This window comes from Candidatus Thiothrix sulfatifontis, from assembly GCA_022828425.1.
In the GTDB taxonomy this organism is placed as follows: Bacteria; Pseudomonadota; Gammaproteobacteria; order Thiotrichales; family Thiotrichaceae; genus Thiothrix; species Thiothrix sulfatifontis.
In genome coordinates, this window is the sequence record CP094685.1 from 37,687 (window position 1) to 61,400 (window position 23,714).

Annotated in this window: 24 protein-coding genes, 2 pseudogenes and 1 riboswitch; of the genes and pseudogenes, 11 read left to right on the forward strand and 15 right to left on the reverse strand. The window is 49.9% G+C overall.

Translation table 11 applies throughout. The features are described 5' to 3' along the window. Positions 1 to 70: 70 nt before the first annotated feature. From L3K52_00210 to L3K52_00240, 7 genes are all read right to left on the reverse strand, one after another. A complete protein-coding gene (locus tag L3K52_00210; GenBank protein UOG92175.1) occupies positions 71 to 727 on the reverse strand; it encodes a hypothetical protein in 657 nt (218 codons plus the stop codon). 27 nt (positions 728 to 754) lie between these two features. Beyond that, complete coding sequence (locus L3K52_00215; GenBank protein UOG92176.1) at positions 755 to 2,026, reverse strand: hypothetical protein; 1,272 nt, start codon at positions 2,024 to 2,026, stop codon at positions 755 to 757. Beyond that, the gene (locus L3K52_00220; GenBank protein UOG92177.1) at positions 2,007 to 2,237 is read right to left on the reverse strand and encodes a hypothetical protein; all 231 of its coding nucleotides are present in this window, start codon (positions 2,235 to 2,237) and stop codon (positions 2,007 to 2,009) included. Before L3K52_00220 ends, L3K52_00215 begins: the two co-directional genes overlap by 20 nt. After that, complete coding sequence (locus tag L3K52_00225) at positions 2,234 to 3,049, reverse strand: hypothetical protein (GenBank protein UOG92178.1); 816 nt, start codon at positions 3,047 to 3,049, stop codon at positions 2,234 to 2,236. The genes L3K52_00220 and L3K52_00225 overlap by 4 nt, the downstream gene beginning before the upstream one ends. Positions 3,050 to 3,097: 48 nt before the next feature. Beyond that, positions 3,098 to 3,475: a transposase family protein gene (locus L3K52_00230; protein UOG94039.1), complete on the reverse strand. Its 378-nt coding sequence runs from the start codon at positions 3,473 to 3,475 to the stop codon at positions 3,098 to 3,100. Continuing rightward, complete coding sequence (locus tag L3K52_00235; protein ID UOG92179.1) at positions 3,463 to 4,008, reverse strand: transposase; 546 nt, start codon at positions 4,006 to 4,008, stop codon at positions 3,463 to 3,465. The genes L3K52_00230 and L3K52_00235 overlap by 13 nt, the downstream gene beginning before the upstream one ends. 99 nt (positions 4,009 to 4,107) lie before the next feature. Then, positions 4,108 to 4,989: a hypothetical protein gene (locus L3K52_00240; GenBank protein UOG92180.1), complete on the reverse strand. Its 882-nt coding sequence runs from the start codon at positions 4,987 to 4,989 to the stop codon at positions 4,108 to 4,110. A 333-nt stretch (positions 4,990 to 5,322) separates the two neighbouring features. On the opposite strand from L3K52_00240, the pseudogene L3K52_00245 reads away from it, so the two are divergent. Further along, positions 5,323 to 5,632, forward strand: a pseudogene (locus L3K52_00245) (asparagine synthase-related protein). On the opposite strand, the gene L3K52_00250 reads toward L3K52_00245, so the two are convergent. The 3 genes from L3K52_00250 to L3K52_00260 form a co-directional block, all read right to left on the reverse strand. Next, positions 5,629 to 6,516: a Dam family site-specific DNA-(adenine-N6)-methyltransferase gene (locus tag L3K52_00250; protein ID UOG92181.1), complete on the reverse strand. Its 888-nt coding sequence runs from the start codon at positions 6,514 to 6,516 to the stop codon at positions 5,629 to 5,631. The pseudogene L3K52_00245 and the gene L3K52_00250 sit on opposite strands and share 4 nt — an antisense overlap. A gap of 5 nt (positions 6,517 to 6,521) precedes the next feature. Next, positions 6,522 to 7,352, reverse strand: coding sequence for an EcoRV family type II restriction endonuclease (locus L3K52_00255; GenBank protein UOG92182.1), 831 nt, complete (start codon positions 7,350 to 7,352; stop codon positions 6,522 to 6,524). 100 nt (positions 7,353 to 7,452) lie between these two features. Then, positions 7,453 to 8,259 carry a TatD family hydrolase gene (locus L3K52_00260; GenBank protein UOG92183.1) on the reverse strand — a complete coding sequence of 269 codons (807 nt, stop codon included), beginning with the start codon at positions 8,257 to 8,259 and terminating at the stop codon, positions 7,453 to 7,455. A 268-nt stretch (positions 8,260 to 8,527) separates the two neighbouring features. On the opposite strand from L3K52_00260, the gene L3K52_00265 reads away from it, so the two are divergent. Then, complete coding sequence (locus L3K52_00265) at positions 8,528 to 9,067, forward strand: phosphatase PAP2 family protein (GenBank protein UOG92184.1); 540 nt, start codon at positions 8,528 to 8,530, stop codon at positions 9,065 to 9,067. After that, positions 9,064 to 9,453 carry a diacylglycerol kinase gene (locus L3K52_00270; protein ID UOG92185.1) on the forward strand — a complete coding sequence of 130 codons (390 nt, stop codon included), beginning with the start codon at positions 9,064 to 9,066 and terminating at the stop codon, positions 9,451 to 9,453. Before L3K52_00265 ends, L3K52_00270 begins: the two co-directional genes overlap by 4 nt. A gap of 22 nt (positions 9,454 to 9,475) precedes the next feature. Here the strand turns inward: L3K52_00270 and L3K52_00275 are convergent, their stop codons facing one another. From L3K52_00275 to L3K52_00285, 3 genes are all read right to left on the reverse strand, one after another. Further along, positions 9,476 to 10,711, reverse strand: a complete 1,236-nt coding sequence (locus L3K52_00275; GenBank protein ID UOG92186.1) for a transposase — start codon at positions 10,709 to 10,711, stop codon at positions 9,476 to 9,478. Positions 10,712 to 10,930: 219 nt separating this feature from the next. Continuing rightward, positions 10,931 to 12,268 carry an NADP-specific glutamate dehydrogenase gene (gdhA, locus tag L3K52_00280; GenBank protein ID UOG92187.1) on the reverse strand — a complete coding sequence of 446 codons (1,338 nt, stop codon included), beginning with the start codon at positions 12,266 to 12,268 and terminating at the stop codon, positions 10,931 to 10,933. A gap of 13 nt (positions 12,269 to 12,281) precedes the next feature. Next, complete coding sequence (locus L3K52_00285; GenBank protein ID UOG92188.1) at positions 12,282 to 13,118, reverse strand: methyltransferase domain-containing protein; 837 nt, start codon at positions 13,116 to 13,118, stop codon at positions 12,282 to 12,284. Positions 13,119 to 13,393: 275 nt separating this feature from the next. Here L3K52_00285 and L3K52_00290 point away from each other — a divergent pair. Beyond that, a pseudogene (locus L3K52_00290) lies at positions 13,394 to 15,179 on the forward strand (beta-propeller domain-containing protein). 50 nt (positions 15,180 to 15,229) lie between these two features. Here L3K52_00290 and L3K52_00295 read toward each other — a convergent pair. Continuing rightward, positions 15,230 to 15,448 carry a hypothetical protein gene (locus L3K52_00295; protein UOG92189.1) on the reverse strand — a complete coding sequence of 73 codons (219 nt, stop codon included), beginning with the start codon at positions 15,446 to 15,448 and terminating at the stop codon, positions 15,230 to 15,232. Further along, positions 15,420 to 16,247: a DNA/RNA non-specific endonuclease gene (locus tag L3K52_00300; GenBank protein UOG92190.1), complete on the reverse strand. Its 828-nt coding sequence runs from the start codon at positions 16,245 to 16,247 to the stop codon at positions 15,420 to 15,422. The genes L3K52_00295 and L3K52_00300 overlap by 29 nt, the downstream gene beginning before the upstream one ends. Before the next feature lie 138 nt (positions 16,248 to 16,385). Next, positions 16,386 to 16,527, forward strand: a riboswitch (cobalamin riboswitch). Positions 16,528 to 16,584: 57 nt separating this feature from the next. Here L3K52_00300 and btuB point away from each other — a divergent pair. The 7 genes from btuB to L3K52_00335 are packed head-to-tail and all read left to right on the forward strand — an operon-like array spanning position 16,585 to position 23,711. Further along, positions 16,585 to 18,411, forward strand: a complete 1,827-nt coding sequence (gene btuB / locus L3K52_00305) for a TonB-dependent vitamin B12 receptor (protein ID UOG92191.1) — start codon at positions 16,585 to 16,587, stop codon at positions 18,409 to 18,411. Between the two features lie 18 nt (positions 18,412 to 18,429). After that, the gene (locus tag L3K52_00310) at positions 18,430 to 18,993 is read left to right on the forward strand and encodes a hypothetical protein (GenBank protein ID UOG92192.1); all 564 of its coding nucleotides are present in this window, start codon (positions 18,430 to 18,432) and stop codon (positions 18,991 to 18,993) included. A 1-nt stretch (position 18,994) separates the two neighbouring features. Further along, on the forward strand, positions 18,995 to 19,648 hold the full coding sequence (locus L3K52_00315) for a diphthine--ammonia ligase (protein UOG92193.1): 654 nt from the start codon (positions 18,995 to 18,997) through the stop codon (positions 19,646 to 19,648). Next, complete coding sequence (gene bluB / locus L3K52_00320) at positions 19,645 to 20,295, forward strand: 5,6-dimethylbenzimidazole synthase (protein ID UOG92194.1); 651 nt, start codon at positions 19,645 to 19,647, stop codon at positions 20,293 to 20,295. Before L3K52_00315 ends, bluB begins: the two co-directional genes overlap by 4 nt. Then, positions 20,292 to 21,197 (forward strand): adenosylcobinamide-phosphate synthase CbiB, encoded by a 906-nt coding sequence (gene cbiB / locus L3K52_00325; protein UOG92195.1) that lies wholly within the window; start codon positions 20,292 to 20,294, stop codon positions 21,195 to 21,197. Before bluB ends, cbiB begins: the two co-directional genes overlap by 4 nt. Continuing rightward, positions 21,181 to 22,176, forward strand: a complete 996-nt coding sequence (gene cobD / locus L3K52_00330) for a threonine-phosphate decarboxylase CobD (GenBank protein UOG92196.1) — start codon at positions 21,181 to 21,183, stop codon at positions 22,174 to 22,176. The genes cbiB and cobD overlap by 17 nt, the downstream gene beginning before the upstream one ends. Next, positions 22,164 to 23,711: a cobyric acid synthase gene (locus L3K52_00335; GenBank protein UOG92197.1), complete on the forward strand. Its 1,548-nt coding sequence runs from the start codon at positions 22,164 to 22,166 to the stop codon at positions 23,709 to 23,711. The genes cobD and L3K52_00335 overlap by 13 nt, the downstream gene beginning before the upstream one ends. Positions 23,712 to 23,714 lie beyond the last annotated feature (3 nt).

Genomic DNA, 23,714 nt, shown 5'->3' on the forward strand with positions numbered 1-23,714 from the left:
GAATAATCTGTGTAACACAAAATACTAATTTTTAAAGCTTACAGTTGCGCAGATTCTTTCTCTCTCCTAGCTAATTAGCATTATTTAATATTTGCATTGCTTTTTTTATTATCTCCCCATACTTAGTTTTCTTATATTTCAAACTTTGGTGGCTAGTATACCTATTTCCCTGCTGACCACCATCAATACCATCAAAAGCTAAAAGTCCATTTTTGTACAACTCATCAACCACATATCCACGATCAGAGTCAAAGTGACTAAAAGTAGATAAATCCATCAAATCTTCATAAAAACTTTTATCTACAATCTTACAACATCTAATTGCATCAGCATAATCACACTCACCTCTAATCCAAAGTTCAATGAGTTTGGCATATAACTCAGGCTTACTGTTTTCATCTGCCCTCTCTATTAACAAGAGCATAGTTTCACCAAACTGTTCACGTTTTTCCTCAGTAGATAAATATTGCTCTAGTGCCTCATTTCTTCTCTGAAGATCGAAACTTTCACATTCTCTTAAAAATATAAGCAGATTTTTTATATATCTGCGCTTTTGTATAGAAACTCCCGCACTATAAACAGCCATTAGTGATTTGACGATTGGCACTTCTTTTAAAACCCCTTCACTCATCACAGTATCAATAAAAGCCTCACCAATATCACCACCAAGATTAATACCATCCATTTTCAAACTTCTTGTCAAATCTTTTGCAACTGAATTATTCATAAGCATTCTTTCTGTCTAAAATTAAAATCACAATAAACGTCTATATTCTGCATCCAAATAATCATCTACTGAATCAACATCCATGCTTCCTTCTCGATAAAAAGCTTTAAGTTCTTTTAGTGCGAGCATACTGAAACGAGTCCAAGCAATAAGATTACTTCTCAACATAAATTGAATCATATTCCCATTTGAACGCAAAGCTGCATCTGTGGTATCGATCAGACATAATGAACCATGAGCCACCAACAACATTCTGCGTAACTCCGGGTTATTCGCTGATGGAATACACTCAGTCCACAATTGCTTATGATAGAACCGCTGTTTAATTACCCACGTAATTCGAGTTAGTAGTTCACTCACCAACACAGGTATAGCAAGTGCCATCCCATGTCTGAAATCATATCCCTGTTCAAACACCTGAACTGAAATCTTTGCAAAAGTTTGTTTATGTTGACCAAACTCACCTACATTTACAAATTGCAATAAAGAATAGAAAGGGATAGGAATACCTGAGCCTCGTCCAGCAGCTCCACTCGAACCTGCAACATCTGAAAAAAGATGTCCAAACCAATTAACAAAACCAGAAAAAAACTTAGAAACAAAATTTGTTCCTTTTAATTCAAACGTCTTGGTATCGACGCTAATTATACGTCCATTATCAACAAAATGTGCCGTACTATTGAACTGATCCAAAATCGAAAAGAAAAGACCAACCAAGTCTGGAGAATGAGCAAGATTTTTAATATGATGATTTTTGGTGCTCATATTAAAAAGCCTATCAACGTCACCACCATGTCGATGATCATAATTAACTTTAAAGTTTTTCTCTAGAAAACCAATTGCACTGGCAGTCGGATCTTTCCCTTCTTTAGCACCATTCCAGCCATTAAATTTAGCAAACCTCTGAACGGCATTATCTGTAAAAGAATCAGTAAGCTTTGTCAGTTCACCTTGCCCTGGCAAACCAACAAAAAACACATCAATTAAGCCACCAATAACACCACACGTACCTGCAATCATATAATCATACTTATCACATTGAGCGTTTTTCAAAGAAAAATCTTCTTTAATACGTTTCTCAAGTGCAATACGCTGGCTTACACTCATCAATGCTTCAAATGGATCAACTCCAACATTGACTTGGTTAGATTGTACATAGGTTTCAACACTATCAAGATACTCATCCCACTGAGTACTTTCATTAATTTCAATATAATCAATAGTCTTAATTTCTTGGTAATTAATATGAACTTCACTTGCGTTGACATGAAGAGTCTTTTCAATTAGAAATTGCATCATCTTCATCAACTTCAAAAAAAACTTCACTATCTTCCAGGAATGAACCAGCCTCCATCAGAAGATTATCCAAAAATTCTTGATTATGAAGTTTCTCCGCACTAATTTTCTCAAGCATACTATCTAAAGATGTAATCTGAGATTGAGCCGTATTAAGTTGATGCTTTTGCACAACTAAGCTAATCGCCTGATCTTTAAACTTGTCTTTGCTCATGAAAAGAATCCAGCAAGCTTATCTTTAGCTTTAGTAGCTGCGTCAGTCACATTACTTTTCAGAACATCACTGACATTAAAATAACCGATCGCTTCAAATGCTTTTGCCAAATTTTCCAATTCATTCGTTGAGAATCCTTTTTTCACTACCAACTTGATTATTTCCTGAGACACTCCATCTTTGTCACTAGTAAATACTCTTTCTTCGTAAAAACCATGAATATAATCAAAAAGTTCCATCTTGGTTGGTTCACGGGTCAATATTTTTAGTTTATTTTCATCTAAATACTGAGCACAACGTAACTTCGTAGCATTACTCTGAGCCAAACTGGATTTATTAGTTAAGACTGCACCCGCTCCGGTCATTTGGGTCATCAGGCTCATAAGTTTTTTGATTTGGGCATCTTGTGTCGTATGAGTTAGCATATATTCATTAATCTTCAGAGTAATGAAATTCACATCCTGAATAAGTAATGAAATTGTATTCTGAGTCTGTTTGATTACTTCATTCAACATAAGTTCACGTCGCTTAGAGCGTGTTAACTCATTAGCGCCTGTAAGCTTACGAACTCCCGCATAAGTACCGACACCAATTAATACGGCGACACCAATTCCTGTAGCCATACTAGATAAACCTAAAACCCCACCCATACCCAAAGTAGCAAGACCTGAAGTTAGACCAGCAGCCGACATACCAACAACTGAACCAGATAGATAAACTGCTGCGAGAGGTGTACCAACAGCAGCAGCTTTTGCCGTTAAAACCTTCAATGCGGTAACGACCTGATCATCAGTAAAATCGTCTTTTAACATATTAGACATTATCTATAAATAATTTTTATCTAAAAGTTTTTAAAACTTTCAATAGATGGGATTTCTCATGGAGTTTCTCAGGTTGTGTAGTCCGCAAGCAATTTCCATAATCTGGTCATCAAAGTCATCTTTTAAATTACGGTACACATCTTTCAGGCATCGGCAGCGTTTAATACCACTGATGATATGTTCAACGACTACCCTGCGGGCAGAAATTTGACGGTTTTCTTCTTTTTCTTGCGGGGTCAGGCATTTATTCCGTGGCTTCTTTTTTGGCTCAATGACGGTGACACCTTTTCCCATGTCAGCCCCCTTGAAGCCTAAATCACGTAAAATCACAGAACCCTCCGGTAATCGGGTCTGCTCCTCATCGGCAATTTTCTTGTCATGCTTCTTGCCTGAGTGGGTATTCCCTAAGTATTTGATATGTCTGTCAGCACAGCCAACGATGACATTGTTTTTAACCGTATGGGATTTTTTTTACCACTATAGTATTCACGCTGGACATCATTATCCACGGGGCGCTGGATTCTCCGCTCTGTTCCGTCAATAACCAATTCCTGTTGCCCTTCTTCTGCTAGCCGTCCCATTAATTCTGAGCATAGTCGAATGGGCTTATGTCCCATCTTATCCAATGCACTTTGTAATACCGGGCATAAGCGGTGTATCCAGTGGTTTGCCACACTTTGGGGAAGATCAAATGAATGCGCCAGCACTTCTTGTAAAGGATAGGTCTTCAGGTAAAACAGAATGAAAAACAGTTTGTCTTCTATTAATGCCAGTTTCCCATCAGAACGACCCCGCGTCTCATCAACACGTTTGCCCCGTGCGTGTAGGTCAGTTTGGTAAGCTGCGCTGAACAGTTCGAGCAAACCCAAAAACTCCTTGACGTTGAGACTGGTCATGGCAACAAATGCCTTTTCATTGGATTTCAATGCGTTAAAGCTGTACTCCGCCATGCCGTTAGTCCCTACTCTAGGCTGTTATTACTGTTAGGAATTTACGCTCTGGATGTGCATTTTGCCATTTATAATTATTATCTATATATTTCAGTTTTTTTATAGATAATGTCTATTATGATCATTTGTAATTGCCATTACAGCAAGTTCAACATCACCATCAGTTACCTGTAAAATGTATCGATTCTTTTGCAAATAACTGAACTCATCAATAGATGAGTCACCTGTACAAAAATATAAATTAATAAAATCCTTTACCAAAGAAATATGCAACGATTTAATTTGCCCCTCTGGACATTCCGCATTGATTTCAGCAACCAATACTTCAAGAGAAACAATATTTTCTGGTGAAGCCATATAAGCACGTAAATCAAATCTAGAATCTGCACTCAGATCAAGTCGAGTCATCAATAATAATATTTCGGCAAACTCTTTTTCATCAATAATGCCATCATTATCATATGCCATATTAATAATTGATTTAACATATGATATCTTCAATGACTCACTCATCTCATCAATTGAAATAAGCTGTTTTTCTTCTTTGTAATCATCAAATTCACAAGCAACACTTTGTAAAATATCTGCAAGCTTTTTATAATCACAATCCAATAAATTTTTTAAAATCAAATTATTTTTATCTACTCTGGCAATTTCTATGGAGACTTCTAGTTTATCTTTTTTATCACCAACCAAATTTTCTACATATACTGCATTGACAATAGATTCATAAAAAACACTGACTGGCTCTGAAAAAGCGGCTCTATAAATAACTTGCTCACCCGTAAATAATAAACCATCTTTACCACTGCCAAACAAGGTAGTATCAAACAATGCCACGATATTACTAGGACTTCCTTGATAGCCAAATGACTTAATGGCGTTATTAAGCTTCTTTTCGTCAATATTTGGTGCTACAGAAATATTCTTTTTAGAAACTAAACTTAAATTATCGCGCAAATAAATATTAATATTGCTCATGGATGTACCTCGGTTATAAAATAAAGCCCTAACTCTTTCTTCAATGGTGGAGAAACCCACCTAGATGATCGAATTATAACCAATAATATACATTAATGACTAACTGTCAAGTCCCGATAGATCGCAAATTCTATGGTTGGTGTGTTACCCTCAATGTATCCGTAGCCCACCCCATACCAACAAGGAGGTACAGGCATCTTCGCACCGTATTATTTTGACCGTGACACCGCGAGATGGCGGAATGCTGCAAACCCCGCTCTAGCCCCTTGATTACACAGGCGAATTGGTACGCAAATTGCCGGAATCAGCGGATGCGGAAGAAGCGCTGGATGCGTGTTGTGTGCCGACGTAACTACTTTCATCGTCGATGATCCGTTCAAGCGCATGAACAATATGACGATGGCGTGGGGCTTGGAAGCACGAGTGCCGTTCCTCGATCACAAGCTGGTGGAACTGGCAGCGCAAATGCCCACCGAATTGAAACTACGCGATGGTGGCAAGTATGTGCTGAAACAGATTGCGCGGGGGGCTAGTGCCGGATAGTGTGATTGCCCAGCCGGAAGCGCATTTGACTCGGATTCAGGGGAGTAAGCTGTGGCACATGGCAGCGCTGGAGATGTGGTTGCAGAGCGTCAAGGTTTAAGCCAACAACGCAAATTGCTGGAATGCCTCTACCTTTTTCTCATCAGCGGACAGATCGAAGTTTGTCACCAGTGCCTCAACCATCGGATTGCGGTTATCTTCACTCGCGCCAACATGGTAGAAATGCTCTCGTGTCAGCACGTTAAACTTGCCCCACAGTGACTTGATGTAGGTATTTTCCCGAAAATCATTGTGATGCCAAGTGGAAAGGATGAATTTGCAATCCAACTTTTCCAGCGCAGCATGAAGACGATGCTCCTGAAGCTCATCCCAACCGTTGTAATAATCCACATGGCGATCAATATACGGCGGGTCACAATACACAATGTCATCCGCCGAAATTTCCTGAAGTGTTTTGGTAAAATCCTGACATTTAAACTCAAACTGCTTGGTGTGCAGGATTTTTGCGACGGCATCGACCTGATTCACGATTTTGGTTACATAAGCCTGAGCAAACCGCTGCGGTTTACGACAAAATGGGATATTAAATCCACCCTTCCGATTGAAACGAATCATGCCGTTAAATCCGGCGCGGTTCAGAAACAAAAAATCCAAGGGTGCATGGTATTTATTAAATCGCTCACGGATTTCGTAGTAATGCACTTCACCCTTTTCCAGCAGTAAAGCCCCTTCTCTATTCAAATAAGCGCGGACACTTTCAGGCGTAATCACACCTTTGGCAAGGCAGGAATAAAAGTGAACCAAATGCGGATTGGTATCGCACAGCAATGCCTGTTGCGGGGCAAGGTTAAAAGCCACAACGCCAGTCCCCATGAATGGCTCAACCCATCTCCCATCAAAATTAGCGGGAATAATGTTTTTGATCCACGGCACAAGTTTGGTTTTAATGCCTTGAGATTTGATTGGGGGAACGCTGACTTTCATTGGTATCATTCCCCGTTATTCTGTTTGTCGACCACTAATGAAACATCACCACCGCGATAGGCAACAAAGGCTTTCAGTGTCGAAATTTTATTGGTAACACCTTGCTCGTCTTGCACAATGATTTTGCAAAAATTCATCCAATAATCGTCGAACCAACTTTCTCCCAAACGGGAAAACATGCCGCGTCCGTTAATAATGTCGTCGATATTGTTGATGCTGCCGATGTTGGCGGTATTGCCGCTGCCGCCCTTGTCACTGGCGATTTGCCATTTTTCCACCACGAAAAACTGGAAATTTTTGACTACCGAAGCAATGGACTGCAATTCATCCAGCCGATGGGAACGGGTTTCGTCTATCGTTGCTCCTTCTGCCCTGTCGTAGATGATGCCAAGGCAGAAATGCCCCGTGTATGAGCCATAGGGAAACTGGATATTTTTGGTGCTTTGGCGGTTCTCGAAATATGTACCGTGCGAACCCAATGTGAAACCGTTGCACAAATGCGGCTTTTTGGGATTGCGGTAAGTTGTCTTGAAATCAACAGCAAATTTGACGCTTTCATCATCCGCTTTGACGAAAGAAATATCCGGGTAGTAGTTCTGATGATCAGCCAACACCACGCGATAGCCGTTGTCCTGCGCAAACTGGAGGATTTTCGGGAACAAGTGAATTTCCAATATCTTGGAAACGATCTTGGTGTCGGATGAAATGGTGTAGACATTCTGGAATACGTCGATAAATCCCTTGACCGTCCACTGCCCATCTTCCGTGCTGACGTACTGCTGGATATTGCTAACGAACGTGGCTAATTTTGCGCGGAACTCTTGCTTGTAATCCATGTAGTACTGCTTTGGGTTAGATTCTTTCGTTCAGCTTAACAACACGAGCGCGGAAACCCAAGATATCTATATCACGGCTATCGGCGCAGTAAACTGTGTATCACACCCCACCAAAAAACACTTCCACACTGTTCTTCCACACCTGCGGCAACAACGTTTCCAACGGCACACCTTTCACCGCTGCCACATGTTCGGCAATAAACGGCAAATACTTCGGCTCATTTTTATGCCCACGGTAAGGAATCGGTGTTAAATAAGGCGCATCGGTTTCAAACAAAATCTGTTCGACAGGCGTAATGCTGATGATCTCACGCACATTTTCCGCCGCTTTAAACGTGCTAATACCGTTAAAGCCCAAACAGAAACCTTCGCCAAGGCAATATTCCGCCAACGCTTGCCCCGACGTGAAGCTATGAATCACCCCGCGCTGCGGCATTTGCCCCACGAAATTACGCAAAATCGCCGCCATATCCTCATCCGCCTCGCGGGTATGCACCACAATCGGCAAGCTCAGATCAATCGCCATCTGTAACTGCCGCTCAAACGCCTCACGCTGTTTGGCGCGATCCGAATAATCGTAGTGGTAATCCAGCCCAATCTCGCCAATCGCCAATATTTTCGCGTGCAAGGCATTGGCGCGAATCTGCGCATCCACTGCATCGCTGTAATCGTTGGCATCGTGCGGGTGAATGCCCTGCGTCCCCCACACTTGCGGGTAGCGCTGCGCCAGTGCCATCACCTTTTCCAGATTATCGGGGGAAACCGCAATGGTGATAATGCGTTCAACATTCACCTCACGAGCAGCTTGCAAGGCAGCATCCAGCGCATCGCCATCCAGATAATCCAGATGGCAATGGGTTTCGATGATGGGGTGCTCGAAGACAGGAATAGCGCGTTTTTTAGACATAAATTTTCCGTATTTTGATAAGGGTTTGTTGTCGTTGAGAATTTTTCACACTACATTGATTCCAATCCCTAGTAAAACATTAGGGTATTAACAACGACAGTGTTCTTATAAGGAGGTTTACCATGGCACAGATTGCAAGTAAATCGGCTGGGGTTTCCAGTGCTCCTCACGCCGAACAATTATTCAAAAGTTACCCCGTCCAACACAATGCCCTTGATTGCCCATGCGAGTTGGCACGCTTACCGCGACATGGTGCAGGAAAAATGACATGCTAAACGTCTTGGATAGCCAGATTTTGGGCATTTTCCACGGTTTGCGCACCCCGTATCTGGATCATTTTTTTGCATCCGTTACCTGGTTAGGGTCGCTGTGGTTGTTAGTACCCCTGAGTGCGTTGGGTATCTTGGTGGTATGGCGCTTGGGATATGCCCCCGTGCTATCGTTACACAGCACGTATTTGCCTGCCGCGTTGCTGCTGGCAAGTGCGGCAGCTTTTACGCTCAAGGCGTGGTTTGAACGTCCACGCCCGGCGTTGTTTGAAACCTTGACCGCGATCCCGGTCGATTCAGCATTTCCCAGTGCGCATTCGGCACAAGCCGCCGCGTTTTTTGTGGCACTGTGGTTTTTGTTACCGCCTGCGCTGCGGGTCGGCGGGGGCATTGTCCTCGCGGGTGTGGTGATCGCGGTGATGATGTCTAGGCTGTATTTGCAAGTGCATTGGCCGAGTGATGTGCTGGTCGGCGCACTGCTAGGGAGTGCCTGTGCCGTGTTGTTACGTGTGGTGTTTTTGCCAAAGGTTTACGCATGAAGAATAAATTTCTCGGTACCGGGGATGCGGGTTATCACCCCTTGCGGAAATTCCGCACCGTGTTATCCGGGCTGAGTTACGCGGTCAAATACGATTTTAGTGTCACTTACAAACTCGTGCTGTCAGTGATCATATTGATCGTGGCCTTCGCCTTCCGAGGCTGGGTGGATTTTCTGATGGTATTGGTGGCAACCACCTTGGTACTCATGGCGGAACTGTTCAACAGTGCGATTGAAGCACTCTGTGACTTTGTGGAAGAACGCCACAATGAAAAAATCAAAGTGATCAAAGACATCGCCGCCGCAGCGGTTGGCGTGTCCATTCTGTTGTGGGTCATCGTGATCGGGATGGAACTCTGGAGCATGTTGACATCCTCCCCTCCCTGAAGGAAGGGGATTCCTACTGCATTCAGCTAGATAGCTGACTTACTTCGGTGAGTTCCTGCTTCATCGAGCGACTTAATGCCGCATCTCCACAGGCTAACAAGCGGTGTCCCCGCTCTTCAACATTGATCGCGCCGACATGATCGGCATGATTTTCATAGTGACATTTCACGCACACAAACTTCGCTTGTGTTTGGCGGTTATCCGCTGATACGTGATGACATTCGGGGCATTCTTGACTGGTGTAATGCGCAGGCACGGCGAACAACATGCCGCCATTCCATGCCATTTTATAGTCGAGTTGCCGCCGAAATTCACCCCAACCTTGGTCGAGAATGGCTTTGTTTAAGCCAGACTTTGCCGCCACGTTCTTGCCGGGATTTTCTGCTGTGCCTGCCGCTGATAGGCTCATATTGCTTACCTGCAAATCTTCGACGAACACCACCGCGTGGTTTTGGCTGATGGTTGTCGTCGCTTTGTGCAGGAAATCGCGGCGGGTATTGGCGATTTGTGTGTGGAGTTTTTGAACTTTGGCTTTCGCCTTTTTCCAGTTGTTACTGAATTTCTGCTTATGCGCCATGCGCCGTTGGTATTTGGCGAGCTTGGCTTGTTGGATTTTAAAGCTGTTGAGCGGGGCGATGTAGCTGCTATCCGAGAACGTGGCAAAACGCGCTATGCCTAAGTCGATACCGATACTCGTGGTGGTGGCAGATATGGATTGCTCCACTTCCCGCTGGGTTTGGATACTGATGTACCACTTGCCGTTTTTGCCGGACACCGTAACATTGCGCAATTCCCCCAACACATCGCGGCTGTTGCGGTAACGTATCCAACCCAATTTTGGCAGGAAAACGCGGTTGTTGCGCTGATCGAGCTTAATTTGTTTGGAGTCGGGATAGCGGAAACTGTCGCAGCCGCCTTTGCGTTTGAAGCGGGGGAAACCTGCCCTGAGCGTAGCCGCAGGGTCGGCACGCTTAGCAAAGAAGTTTTGGTAGGCTTTTTCCAAGTCCTTTAGCGCGTGCTGCAAGGGATGGACAGGGGCATCTTTCAGCCACGGCGTTTCTTCTCCATTGCGCCATGCCGTTAGGTGTTTTGCCATTGCCACATAACCGATGAACTTTTCACCCGCTTCATGATTGGCTTGCTGCAACGCTAATGCTTTGTTGTAGACGAAGCGGCACGAACCCGCGTAACGGCGCAGATTGCGCTGTTGTCCACCGTCTGGCTTTAGTTCGTATTTGAAGGCTTGTAGTCGTTGCATGGTGCTAAGGGTAGACTAAAATCCCTACTTCGTGTGCCTGAATCTACCGTAAACGCGGGTTTCAGCCGACAAACGGAATGGGAGGGGCGGTACAGTTCAGTCATTCGCCAGTACATCGAGCAGCAGCAAATACCACATTAATTACTCCGAACATAGGGCGGCTTCGCCACCCGCGCTATCCTCCCCGCCCTGAAGGACGAGGTTTGCCGCGCAACCTGATCAAATAACGCCTTGCGCCAACATCGCATCGGCTACTTTCACAAAACCCGCAATATTTGCACCTGCCACGTAATTACCCGCCTGCCCGTAAGCCGCTGCGGTATCCACGCATTGCTGGTGAATGTTCAACATAATCGAATGCAATTTGGCATCCACTTCACCGCGTGTCCAACTCATGCGCAGCGCATTTTGACTCATCTCCAACCCCGACGTTGCTACCCCACCCGCATTCGCCGCCTTACTCGGTGCAAACAAAATCCGTGCCGCCTGAAAGCGTGCTATCGCCTCCAAAGTACTCGGCATATTCGCGCCTTCACACACCAGCGTGCAGCCATTTGCCAATAAGGTTTGTGCATCTGCTGACGTAATTTCATTCTGGGTCGCGCACGGGAACGCGCAATCACACGGCAATCCCCACGGGCGCTGACCGGGCAAATACTCAGCGGAAAACTGCTCAGCGTATTCGCTAATACGCCCGCGCCGTACATTCTTGAGTTCCATCACCCACGCCAGCTTTTCCACATCAATGCCCGCTGGGTCATAAATCGTGCCATCCGAATCCGACAAGCTGATCACTTTCGCGCCTTGTTCATGCAGCTTTGCTACCGCGTGTTGCGCCACATTGCCAGAACCAGAAACGGTACACACCTTGCCTTCTAGCGCCTCATGACGGGTTTGCAGCATGGCTTGGGCAAAATACACCACCCCGTAACCCGTGGCTTCCGGGCGAATCAGCGAGCCACCCCAGCCCACCCCTTTGCCGGTTAATACGCCGGTAAACTCATTGCGAATCCGGCGGTATTGCCCAAACAAAAAGCCGATTTCACGCGCCCCCACGCCAATATCACCGGCAGGCACATCGGTATCCGCACCAATATGCCGCTGCAATTCGGTCATGAACGACTGGCAAAAACGCATCACTTCCGCATCCGATTTGCCTTTGGGGTCAAAATCCGCGCCGCCTTTGCCCCCGCCCATTGGCAAAGTGGTCAGCGCATTTTTAAACACTTGCTCAAAGCCCAAAAACTTCAAAATACTGGCATTCACGCTAGGGTGAATGCGCAAGCCGCCTTTGTACGGACCAATCGCGCTATTGAATTGAATGCGAAATCCACGGTTCACCTGCACCTGCCCCGCATCATCCACCCAAGGCACACGGAACAAAATTTGGCGTTCCGGCTCGACCATGCGTTGCAAAATACCTGCATCGCGCAAATCCGGGCGCTTATCCAGCACCGGCTCCAGCGACGTCAGCACTTCATGCACCGCCTGATGGAATTCTGGCTCGTGTGGATTACGGCGTTTTACGGTGTCGATCACCTCGTGAATCACTGTCATTGGCTACATCCCTTCAATTAATCATTTTGCGCATCATCCGCACTGCAAAATCCACCGTCAAATCCAATGACGCCAAGTGGTGGCAATCGGCTTGTTTTTCGGCACTCGCTGACCAGTAATACGGGGTCATGTGCAGCAATGCCGCAATACTTGCCTGATCCGGCAAGGTAACGGGGTAACTCACCGCTAGTGGCGAGCATTCCTGCATCCCATCCAGCGGCGGTAACTCTTCCACCGTATGCGGTTGCGGCGCGTCATAAATCAACTGGCGCAACTCGAACAAATGCTGGGCGGCAGGGTATGCCCACAAATACAACCCGCCCGGTTTCAACACGCGCACAATCTCGGATTCAGAGGCAGGCGCAAACACGCGCACCAACACATCCACCGACGCATCCGGCAACGGCACAGCAAAGCTGGAAGCCACCGCAAACGACAACGCCGGGTACTGTTTCGCCGCCAGTCGCATTGCCGCCCGCGAAATATCCGTGCCATAGCCTTGCACATTAGCACCGAGCATTTGCACCAGTTGATTAAGGTAATAGCCTTCGCCACAACCGGCATCCAACAGCGTCAGCGCTTGCTCAGCATCAGGGAAATGTTCACGAATCGCCGCCCCCAATGCCATTGCCAACGGCGCGTAAAACCCCTGTTGCAAGAAATAGCGACGGCTGTCCAACATCGCCTTGTTGTCGCCGGGATCAGCAGAATGCTTGCGGTTAACCAACAACAGGTTCACATAACCTTCTTTCGCACGATCGAAACTGTGGCGGTTGGCACACACCCAAGTGCGCTCGACCAAAGTCAGCGCTTCATTACATAGCGGACAACGCCAAAACACGGGAGTCATGCGGTATATCACCTTCACACTGGAACTGTTGGACTAGAATATGATCATAAGCGAGATAAAATGCAAACGAGGGAATCTCCATGAAAACGCTAACATTCGCCCGCTTTTTACCCGTACTGTGTGTGCCTTGGCTAGTTTCCTGCGCCTCCTTAGACGCGCCGGTTGATAACGAAACCGGCGGACTGAAGAAAACCAGCGCCGCAGAATTACGCGATTACCTGCTTAAATCGTATCAACAACCGCAATATTCCCCGGCAATGGGTGCGCCTGTCGCGATGGCAGCGCCTGCACCGGCTGCCACATCCGTTGCCGCCAGAGCGCCTGCCTTTTCCACCACCAATCTGCAAGAACGCGGGGTCGATGAAGCTGATCTCATCAAGACCGACGGTCGCCACGTCTACGCCATCGGTGCACCCAATAACCAGCACTACCAAGACAACACCCTGCGCATTATGCAGATTAACGACGGCGGTAAAAACCTACAAGAAGTCAAACGCCTGACATTACCCGAAGGCAGCAGCCTGCAAAATCTCTACCTCGCCGGAAAACAGCGCCGCTCTGGTAACGCTGGGCAATGCGTATCAAGCCATGCCTGTTCCCGTGCCAATGCCCGCCGGAACAGCCGCCATGATGCCGCCACCTTACATCATGCCGCGCCCGCAACAAACCGAATTGAACTACATCGACGTGCGCCAGCCTGAAAAAGCCGCGTCCACCCTAAAAGTGCAATTGGGTGGCGACCTCAACGCCAGCCGCCGGGTGGGTGATACGCTGTATCTGGTATTGCAAAGTTACCCACAAATCAACATGAATAGCGGGCTGGATAAGCTCACCGCGCAAGATTTTCTGCCAACCTATCGCACCGCAGATGGCAAGACCGCGCCATTGGTCACTGCCGATAATTGCTACGTCAACCGTCCATCGAAAACAGCAGACGCGGATTCCGGCTATTACAGCAACAACATTATCAGCGTAGTGGCGGTGGATTTGAATGCCGCCGACTTCAGCTTCAAAAGCCGTTGCTACGTGGGCAATACCGAAACCCTGTACGCCTCGCCGCAAGCGCTTTACCTTGCCACCACTGACTACCAATACAACCCAGCGCAAGGCTCGCGCAGCAACACTGGTATCCACAAATTTGCCTTCACCGGCACTGACATTGCCTACCGTGGCAGCGGCTCCGTACCGGGGCATTTGAGCGGGCAAGAATCCGCATTCCGTTTCAGCGAACAAGATGGCTATCTGCGCGTCATTACCGAAAACGACCAATTCAGCGACCCATCGATGGCGATTACCGCGCCTTACGGCAAATCCCCCGGCATCCTCAGCATCCTCAAGGAAGGCGGCAAAGACGGTCTGCAACTGGTATCACAATTGCCCAACCGCAAGCGCCCGCAACACATTGGCAAACCCGAAGAACAGCTTTACGCCTCCCGCTTTGTCGGTGATCAGGCGTATTTAGTCACCTTCCGCAGCACCGACCCGCTGTATGTGCTGGATTTGACCAACCCGCAAGACCCGTACATCGCGGGCGAATTGCAAATACCGGGCTTTTCCGACTACCTGCACCCCGTCGGCAAACACTTGCTGCTGGGCATTGGCAAAGATGCGCTTGCTGACACGAACGGCGATTTCCGGGGCGCATGGTATCAGGGTATGAAACTCTCCCTGTTCGACACCAGCAAACCCGGTGAGATGAAAGAAGTGGATAAACTGATTCTCGGCAAACGCGGCACTGACTCTGCGGCGCTGCACGATCACCATGCTGTCAGCGTATTGCCCGTGGGTACGGATTTGCGGGTGGCGTTGCCGATCAAATTGCATGACACCCCGCAGCAAGGGATGCAGGGTCAACCGTCCGATTATTACGACCACACTCAGACTGGGCTGTATCGGTTTGAGGTGGACAAGGCGACCAAGAAAATCCGCCAGTTACCCCCGCTGATTACTGAACGCGGGCGCGAGGAATATTGGATGTACCCGCAGAATGACCGCAGCGTGATGATTGGCGATTACGTGCATTACTTCCACAATGGGAATTTCTGGTCGCAACGCTGGTAAGCTTGCACGCTGAAGTAAAGGGGCTGATTCCGTTCAGCCCCTTTACCCTTTTACAGCACGATGTCAGTAAGCTCAGCCACGCGCCGCCGTGGGAATGCACCCGCCCGTTCCAAGCCCGTGCCAGTATTCAAATCCACTTGAAAGCTGCTGAGGTAGGAAAAATCTAACGTGGTGCGTTGGCTAATTTCTTCTACCGTGACTTGAAACACCCGCGCATTGAAACGCGCCAACGCTTGCAAATCACCGAGAACGCTTTGCTGCTCCAGCAAATACGCCGATACCGCAAGACTCCCATCCGCCTTGACGTGTACCGCGATTTTCCAGAAAGCGCAACGGCAAACGCACCCCACGGTACAACGGGTCTTCCTCCTCAAACACGGGCCCGGTAAACACACTCAAGCGCTTACGTTCGCTGACAGCGCTATTCAATAAGTAATCTTCGATGCCCAACCAAGTTTCGCTGTTTTGATTAAAGCGTTCGTGTTGCGGCGAACAATTGGTGAAATGAAAGGTGTCTGCATTGGCATTACGCGCCTCGCTCTCTGCGCCCCACACCGGGTCACGCCGCCGCACCAAATGCCCGCGATCCAAGGCGTTACGCGCATACAAATCTTCGCCAATTTGCTCAGATTCGGCAATGCGCGGGTCATACGCCCATTTGTCACGTGAACGCGGCACATCACGGATGCGTTCACCATCAATATTCACCACGGTGTAGTAAGCCAGTTGGCGACTACGGTTCATAACGATGGAAAAATGGTGATACGGCAACACCGTATCGTCGGCTTGCGACGCAGTCTGATTGTTTTTAGCCGCATTGCTGCGTTGCGCATCGGTCAGAATCGGCAACGGCACGGGGACATTTGCCTCCAAAAAATCGGGGGAATACCCGCTGCGATTGCGGTAATCACGGTCGGTGATGCGTTCCACCTCCAGCTCTGCTGCGGTCTCCAGCGGGGCGGGCGCTGGCGGCTGTAATACCGTCACTTCAGCGGGGGCGGCGGGTGTGGTTGGCGTACCGAGAGAAACGGTGATGCGTAGTGGAATGTCGATGGTCATTGTGTTCATGAAACGCACTCCTATGCGTGGAATAATCGGGCTGACTGCTATCCATTAGCATAGACAAGAAATGTTTCATGAACATGATGAGTCTGTTGTCAGTCGTGCATAACCACGCATGATTTGACTCTGCCGGAATAATCCCGTAGATTGCCGCGCTGTTCAGGTGCATTGTGGTCAACACAACGTTAAACGGGAAGTGGGTGCAAGCCCCACACTGCCCTCGCAACGGTAAGCAGGTTCACTCAACCTGACAAGTCCGACACCGGCCTGACAAGGCGCGACTCTAGCGAGTCGTCTTCACACACGTGCGCGATGGGCGCAGCGTTACGGAAATCCATACCCCATGAAATTATCCCCTCTTGCCGCCGTGTTTGGCACTGCTGCTATTTACCTATTGACATCCCCGCTGGTGTTGGCAGAAGACGCCACTCCCCTCGATGACATCGTTGTGACTGCTGACCGCAAAGCACGCACAGTGGATGCAACCCTTGCTCCTGTGAGCATTATTACCCGTAAAGACATTGAGCAATATCAGGCGACCAGTGTGCCGGAAGTGTTGCGGCGTTTGCCCGGTATTACCCTGAGCAACAGCGGTGGCGTGGGCAAAGCGACCTCGGTATTCATCCGTGGTACGAATTCCAGCCACGTCTTGGTGCTGATTGACGGCATTAAAATGGGTTCAGCAACCACGGGTACGGTGGCATTTGAAGACCTGCCACTGGATCAGGTAGAACGTATCGAAGTGGTGCGCGGCCCGCGTTCCAGCTTGTACGGGTCGGAAGCAATTGGTGGTGTCATCCAAATTTTTACCCGCAAAGGCGGTAAAGGTTTCCAGCCGGAAATCAGCATCAGTGCAGGCAGTAACAATACCCAAAAAGCCAACGTGAATCTGGCGGGCGGTGATACGACGACTTGGTACAACGTGAATGCTGGCACGGAAAAAACCGACGGTTTCAACGCCACCGCCAATAATAAAGAGCCAGATGCCGACGGTTACGCCCGCGACAGCGTTTCCCTGCGTGCCGGACATCGCTTTGCCAATGGCACGGATGTAGACGTTGCCTTGTTGCAAGCGCAAGGCAACAATGATTATGACGGAGCTTTCGGCAATCAAGGCGAGTTCGTGCAGCAAGCGCTCAGTGGCAAAGTGCGCCACAGCATCGGTGATAAAGCGGTGCTGACCGCGCAGCTTGGGCAAGCCAAGGATGAGAGCGATAATTTCAAGGATGGCGCATTCAAAAGCCGCTTTAACACCACCCGCGACACCGTATCCTTGCAAGCTGATGTGGCGGTGCGTGCCAACGATTCGCTGACCGTCGGCATTGAGCAGCAACAGGACAAGGTCAATAGCAGCACGACCTACGCCATTGCCAGCCGCGCTAATACTGGGCTATTTGGCAATTACCAAACCACGCTCGGCGCGACACAACTCGATATATCGGCGCGTCAGGATGATAACGAACAGTTTGGCAACCACACCACCGGCGGCGTGGCGGTCGGGCGTGATTTACCCAATGGAATGCGCGTAACGGCGGCGTATGGCACAGCGTTTAAAGCCCCCACCTTCAATAATTTGTATTTCCCCAACAGTGGCGATGCCAGCTTGCAACCGGAAGAATCGCAAAACACTGAACTCGGTGTTTCCGGCAAAGCCGCCGGTGACAAGGTGCGTTGGTCGGCGAATGCTTTCAGCAATAACATCGACAACTTGATCAGCTACCCGCCGCCAACTTACAAGGTCAGCCAAACCGAAAAAGCACGGATTCAAGGCATGGAACTGAGTGCGGGGACGCAATTGGCAGGCTGGGAGGTGAATACCAATCTTACCCTCCAGAAACCCGAAAACCGCAGTGGTGCAGATGCGGGTAAAAACTTGACACTCCGCCCCGAACGGCTTGCCAGCGTCGATATTGACCGTGACCTTGGCAAATTCCGTGTGGGTGCAACAGTTCGTGGCGAAAGCCAGCGTTACACCGATACCGCTAACACCGAGAGTAAAAAGCTGGCGGGTTACGGCACGCTCGACTTACGCGCCGATTACCAACTGGCGAAAAGCTGGACGGTCGGGGTAAAACTCAGCAACGTATTGAACAAAGATTACCAAACCAACAACGGCTATAATCAAGACGGTGTTAATGGTCTGGTGACGGTTAAATACGCACCGAAATAATGTTAAGGAGATAGAACGATGTTTACACTTTCAACCAAAAACCAATGGCTGGTCGGTGGCGTATTGCTGCTGGCAATGCTTGTTACCCGCGCTCATGTCACGGATCACTTGCTGGATGCGTCGAAAGCGGTATTTTTCCTTGCGGGATTTTACTTGCGGAATTTGATGGCGTTCGGGGTATTCATGGCAGTGGCTGTGGTGATTGATTACGTTGCCATCACCCAGTTTGGTGTCAGCGATTTCTGTGTGTCGCGGGCGTATGTGGCGCTCGTTCCCGCCTATGGTGCGCTATTTGTGGCAGGGCGTTGGTTGGCTTCTGCTTGGCAAGGCGAAACGCTGGCAACGTTGGGCAAACTGGTATTGGCGGTTGTGGTCGGCTTTGCGGTGTCGGAATTCATTTCCAGCGGTAGCTTCTATGCCTTCTCTGGCAAATTTGCAGAATTCAGTGTGGTGGAATTGGGCAGACGCTTACTGAAATACGCGCCGCACGGTTTGTATGTGACTGGTCTGTATGTCACGGTTGGCACATTCGTACACGTTGCGGTGTCAATGGTGAACCGCTCATTGGCACACGGCAAGTAACATGAAACTGATCAGTTCATGGAGCGGGGGCAAGGATGCTTGCCTCGCCTTGTATCGCGCGATGCAGGCAGGGCATCAGCCCCAAGCATTGCTGACCATGCTGGAAGCGGATGGTTTGCGCACCCGCGCTCATGCCCTACGTCCAAAAGTATTGCAGCAACAGGCGGCGGCAATGGGCTTGCCTTTGATCACGCCGTCGGTGACGTGGGAAGGGTATCGCCCGGTGTACGTACAAGCCTTGAGCGAAGCCAAACAGCAAGGGGCTGAAGCTCTGATTTCGGGGGACATTGACCTTCAGGCACACCGCGAATGGCTGGAACAGGTGGGCGAAGAGGTGGGTCTAGCTGTGCTATTTCCGTTGTGGGAAGACGCACACTCGGCACTACTGGCGGAATTTCATGCTGTTGGTTTCACCACGCACATCATTGCTGTCAAGCAGGGCGTGTTGGATGAAAGCTGGTTAGGGCGCAAGCTTGATGTTGCTGCCATACAGGAATTGGAGGCTATGGGTGTGGATGTTTGCGGTGAAGGCGGCGAATTCCATACTTTTGTGACCGATGGGCCGTTGTTTTCATACCCACTGAAAATACAGGCATTGGGCAGTTTCACTGGCGAATATAACTACACCTTCCTTGATTTCACGCTGGCAACATGAGCGAGCTTTCTACACCTAATGTGCCGCATTTCTCAGCGGAAGAACGCGATACCCTTTACCGCGTTATCGCCGCACGGCGCGATATGCGGCACTTCACCCCAAACACCCGTATTGATGACGCGACCATTAAGCGGTTACTGCAAGCCGCCCATCAAGCCCCGTCGGTGGGGCTGATGCAGCCTTGGCGTTTCCAACGTATCCGCACTACCCAGCAACGTGAGGGTATTGCGGCATTGGTGATGGCAGAACGGGCGGCGACGGCGAATGCGTTAGGGGAACGGGGTGAAGAATTCCTACGCCTCAAAGTGGAAGGTATCCGCGATTGTGCTGAACTGTGGGTGGTAAGCGTTGCACCAGACGACGGTACGTTATTTGGGCGGCGCACAATGCCGCAAGCAATGGCGTTGTGTTCCGTGGCGTGTGCCATTCAAAATCTGTGGTTAGCGACCCGTGCTGAAAATTTAGGAATGGGCTGGGTGTCGATGTTTGATCCGCTGGCATTGGCTGAATGGTTGACCTTACCCGCAGGCAGTCAGCCGATTGCCATTTTGTGTATTGGGCAGGTGGATGCTTTTTATTCTGTTCCTATGCTGGAAGCAGAAGGCTGGCGGTATGGGCGGACGTTGGATGATGGATTTTTTGCATGATTTCAGCCCTAACCCTTGCTCCTGCGCTGCTATTTGATCGGCTGTTGGGCGAACCCCCGCGTTTTCACCCGCTGGTCGGCTTTGGCAAGCTGGCGGATTGGCTGGAATTCCACCTCAATAACCGCAGCATTCACTACGGCATACTGGCGTGGTGCTTGGCGGTGTTGCCTTTCAGCATTGCCGTTTGGTGGCTGGATACCCTGCTCGGCGGTGTTTGGATGGGTATTCTCGGTGGTTGGCTCGCGATTGGCTGGCAAAGCCTGCGCCAACACGCCCAGTGGGTGCAACAAGCACTGCTGGCGGATGATTTACCGCAAACCCGCCAAAAAGTCGGTTGGCTGGTCAGCCGCGATACTTCCCAACTGGATGAAACAGCAGTAAGCCGTGCCTGCATCGAATCGGTGCTGGAAAATGGCAGCGATGCGGTGTTTGCCCCCTTATTCTGGCTGATGATCGGTGGTGCGCCTGCGGTGGTGCTGTACCGTTTGAGTAACACGCTGGATGCGATGTGGGGTTATCGCAGTGAACGGTTTGAGCGGTTCGGCAAGTGGGCAGCGCGAGTGGATGATGTGTTGAACTGGATTCCGGCACGCTTGACGGCGTTGACGTATGCGCTATGTGGGAATTTTGTTGCTGCGATGCTGGCGTGGCGTACCCAAGGCAGTCGTTGGTACAGCCCCAATGCCGGAGTGGTCATGGCTGCGGGCGCGGGTGCGTTGCAAGTGCAGCTCGGCGGCGATGCGGTGTATGCGGGGCAAACCAAAGCTCGCCCGCCGCTCGGTGCGGGGTCAATACCGGACGCAACCGCGATTACCAGTGCGATCCGCTTGCTGGATCGGGGTGTGTATCTGTGGGCGGGTATCACCTTGATCATTGGAGGCATTAGTGTTTTCTTCGCATAATCACGGTGGGCAATTAAGGCGTTTCAGCCAAACATTTGGCATTCCCTTGGCGGATTGGCTGGATGTGTCCACTGGCATTAGCCCGTGGGCTTATCCTTTGCCGCCTGTTCCATCCGCGTGCTGGCAACGTTTGCCGGAAAGCGATGATGGGCTGGCAAGCGTTGCCGCCGATTATTACGGTAGCTCCTGTGTGTTACCCGTCAGCGGTTCTCAGGAAGCGATCAAGCTGTTGCCACAATGCTTTCCCTCCAACCGCCGCGTCGGGATTATCAGCCCTGCCTACCACAGCCATCAGCACGCATGGTCGGCACAAGGTCACACTGTACAAGCGTTAAACCCGACGCAAGTAGCAGCAGTGATGCCTACGCTGGATGTGCTAGTGGTGGTCAACCCAACCAACCCGACCGCGCAGTGTTATTCAGCGGAAACCTTACGCCACTGGCAGCAAACCTTGCTGCAACACGGTGGCTGTTTGGTGGTGGATGAGGCGTTCATGGATGTTACCCCGACGCAAAGCCTGATTACCCATGAGCCGCAGGCAGGGCTGGTGGTATTGCGTTCGGTGGGTAAATTTTTCGGCTTGGCAGGCGTGCGTTTAGGCTTTGTCTGGGCGGAAATCCCGCTTTTGCAGGCTATCGCTGCTTTGCAGGGTGATTGGTCGGTGAGCCATCCGGCACGCTGGGCAGGGCAACAGGCATTGGCGGATCAGGCATGGCAGCAGCAACAGCGTTCCCGGTTGGTGCAGGCGGGTGAACGTTTACACACCTTATTGCAACGTTATTACGGTGATGCGGTGCAAAGTACACCATTGTTTAGCTATCTGCCCTCACCCCACGCCGCAACCATTCATCAAGCCTTGGCAGCGCAGGGAATCCTCACCCGTTTATTCACCGAGCCTGCGGCGTTACGCTTCGGCTTGCCTGCTACGGAACAAGACTGGTTACGTCTGGAACAAGGAATTCAATCATGCCAACCTTGATGGTGCAAGGCTGTACATCGGATGCGGGTAAAAGCACATTAGTCGCGGGGCTGTGCCGCGTCTTCAAACGGCACGGCTTATCCGTCGTGCCGTTCAAACCGCAGAACATGGCATTGAATAGCGCCGTTACCCCCGATGGCGGCGAAATCGGGCGGGCGCAAGCCTTGCAAGCGCAGGCGGCTGGCGTTGTCCCCAGTGTCCACATGAATCCCGTTCTCCTCAAGCCGAATACCGATACGGGGGCGCAAGTTATCCTGCAAGGGCATTCCATTGGCAATCTCGAAGCCCTCGATTACCACAGTTATAAACCCAAGGCAGCGGTGGCGGTGTTCGATTCCTATGCGCGGCTGTGTGCGGAATACACCTACGTGATGGTGGAAGGTGCAGGCAGCCCAGCGGAAATCAATTTGCGTGAGGGCGATATTGCCAATATGGGCTTTGCGGAACGCGCGGATTGCTCCGTGATTTTGATTGCTGACATCGACAAAGGCGGAGTATTCGCGCATTTGGTGGGGACGTTGGCGTTGCTCTCGGCAACCGAACAGGCGCGGGTGAAAGGCTTTGTGATCAATCGGTTTCGTGGCGATATTGCGTTATTGCAAGGCGGGCTGGATTGGTTGGAAGCGTATACGGGCAAGCCAGTGTTGGGGGTGTTGCCGTATTTGCATGGGCTGCATTTGGATGCGGAGGATGCCGTGCCGGAGACTTCGACTACGCTGGCTTCGACTACGCTCAGCCACCGGGATGTCCCGTTCCCTGAGCGGAGTCGAAGGGAACAATTTCGCGTCATCGTGCCGCGCTTGCCGCATATTAGTAACCATACGGATTTTGAGCCGTTGCGCTTGCATCCGCAGGTGGATTTTCAGTATGTGGGGCACTTGGAAAGCATTCCGGCGGCGGATTTGCTGATTCTACCGGGGAGTAAGAATGTTGGGTTTGATTTGGCGTGGTTGCGCTCGCAAGGTTGGGAAGCCGCAATTCAGCGCCATTTGCGTTACGGCGGGAAGGTGATCGGGGTGTGCGGCGGTTTGCAGATGTTGGGGCAAGCGCTTCACGATCCGCACGGGATGGAGGGGGAACCGCGTAGTTATGCGGGGCTGGGTTTACTTGAATTGGAAACGACCCTGCACCCCGAAAAACAACTCACTAACCGCAGAGGCACTCTTGCCCCTCCTTTGCAAAAGGGCGCAAGCGCCGCGAGTAGCGGCTGGGCGGGGTTAGGGGAGGATTTTCTTCACGGCTATGAAATCCACTGCGGCATTAGCACGGGTAAAGCGTTGGAAGCGCCAGCGGTATATTTGGATGGACAACCGGATGGCGCAATCTCTGCCGATGGGCAGATATTAGCGACGTATTTGCACGGGCTATTTGACGCGCCGGAAGCATTGCAAGCATTGTTGGAATGGTCAGGTTTACGCGAGGCAGACACATTCGACATCAATGCTGTGCGCGAACAACAACTCGAACGGCTGGCGGATACACTGGAAACACACTTGAATATGCCGGTTGTGATGGCACTGCTCCAAGCGCCATAGCCA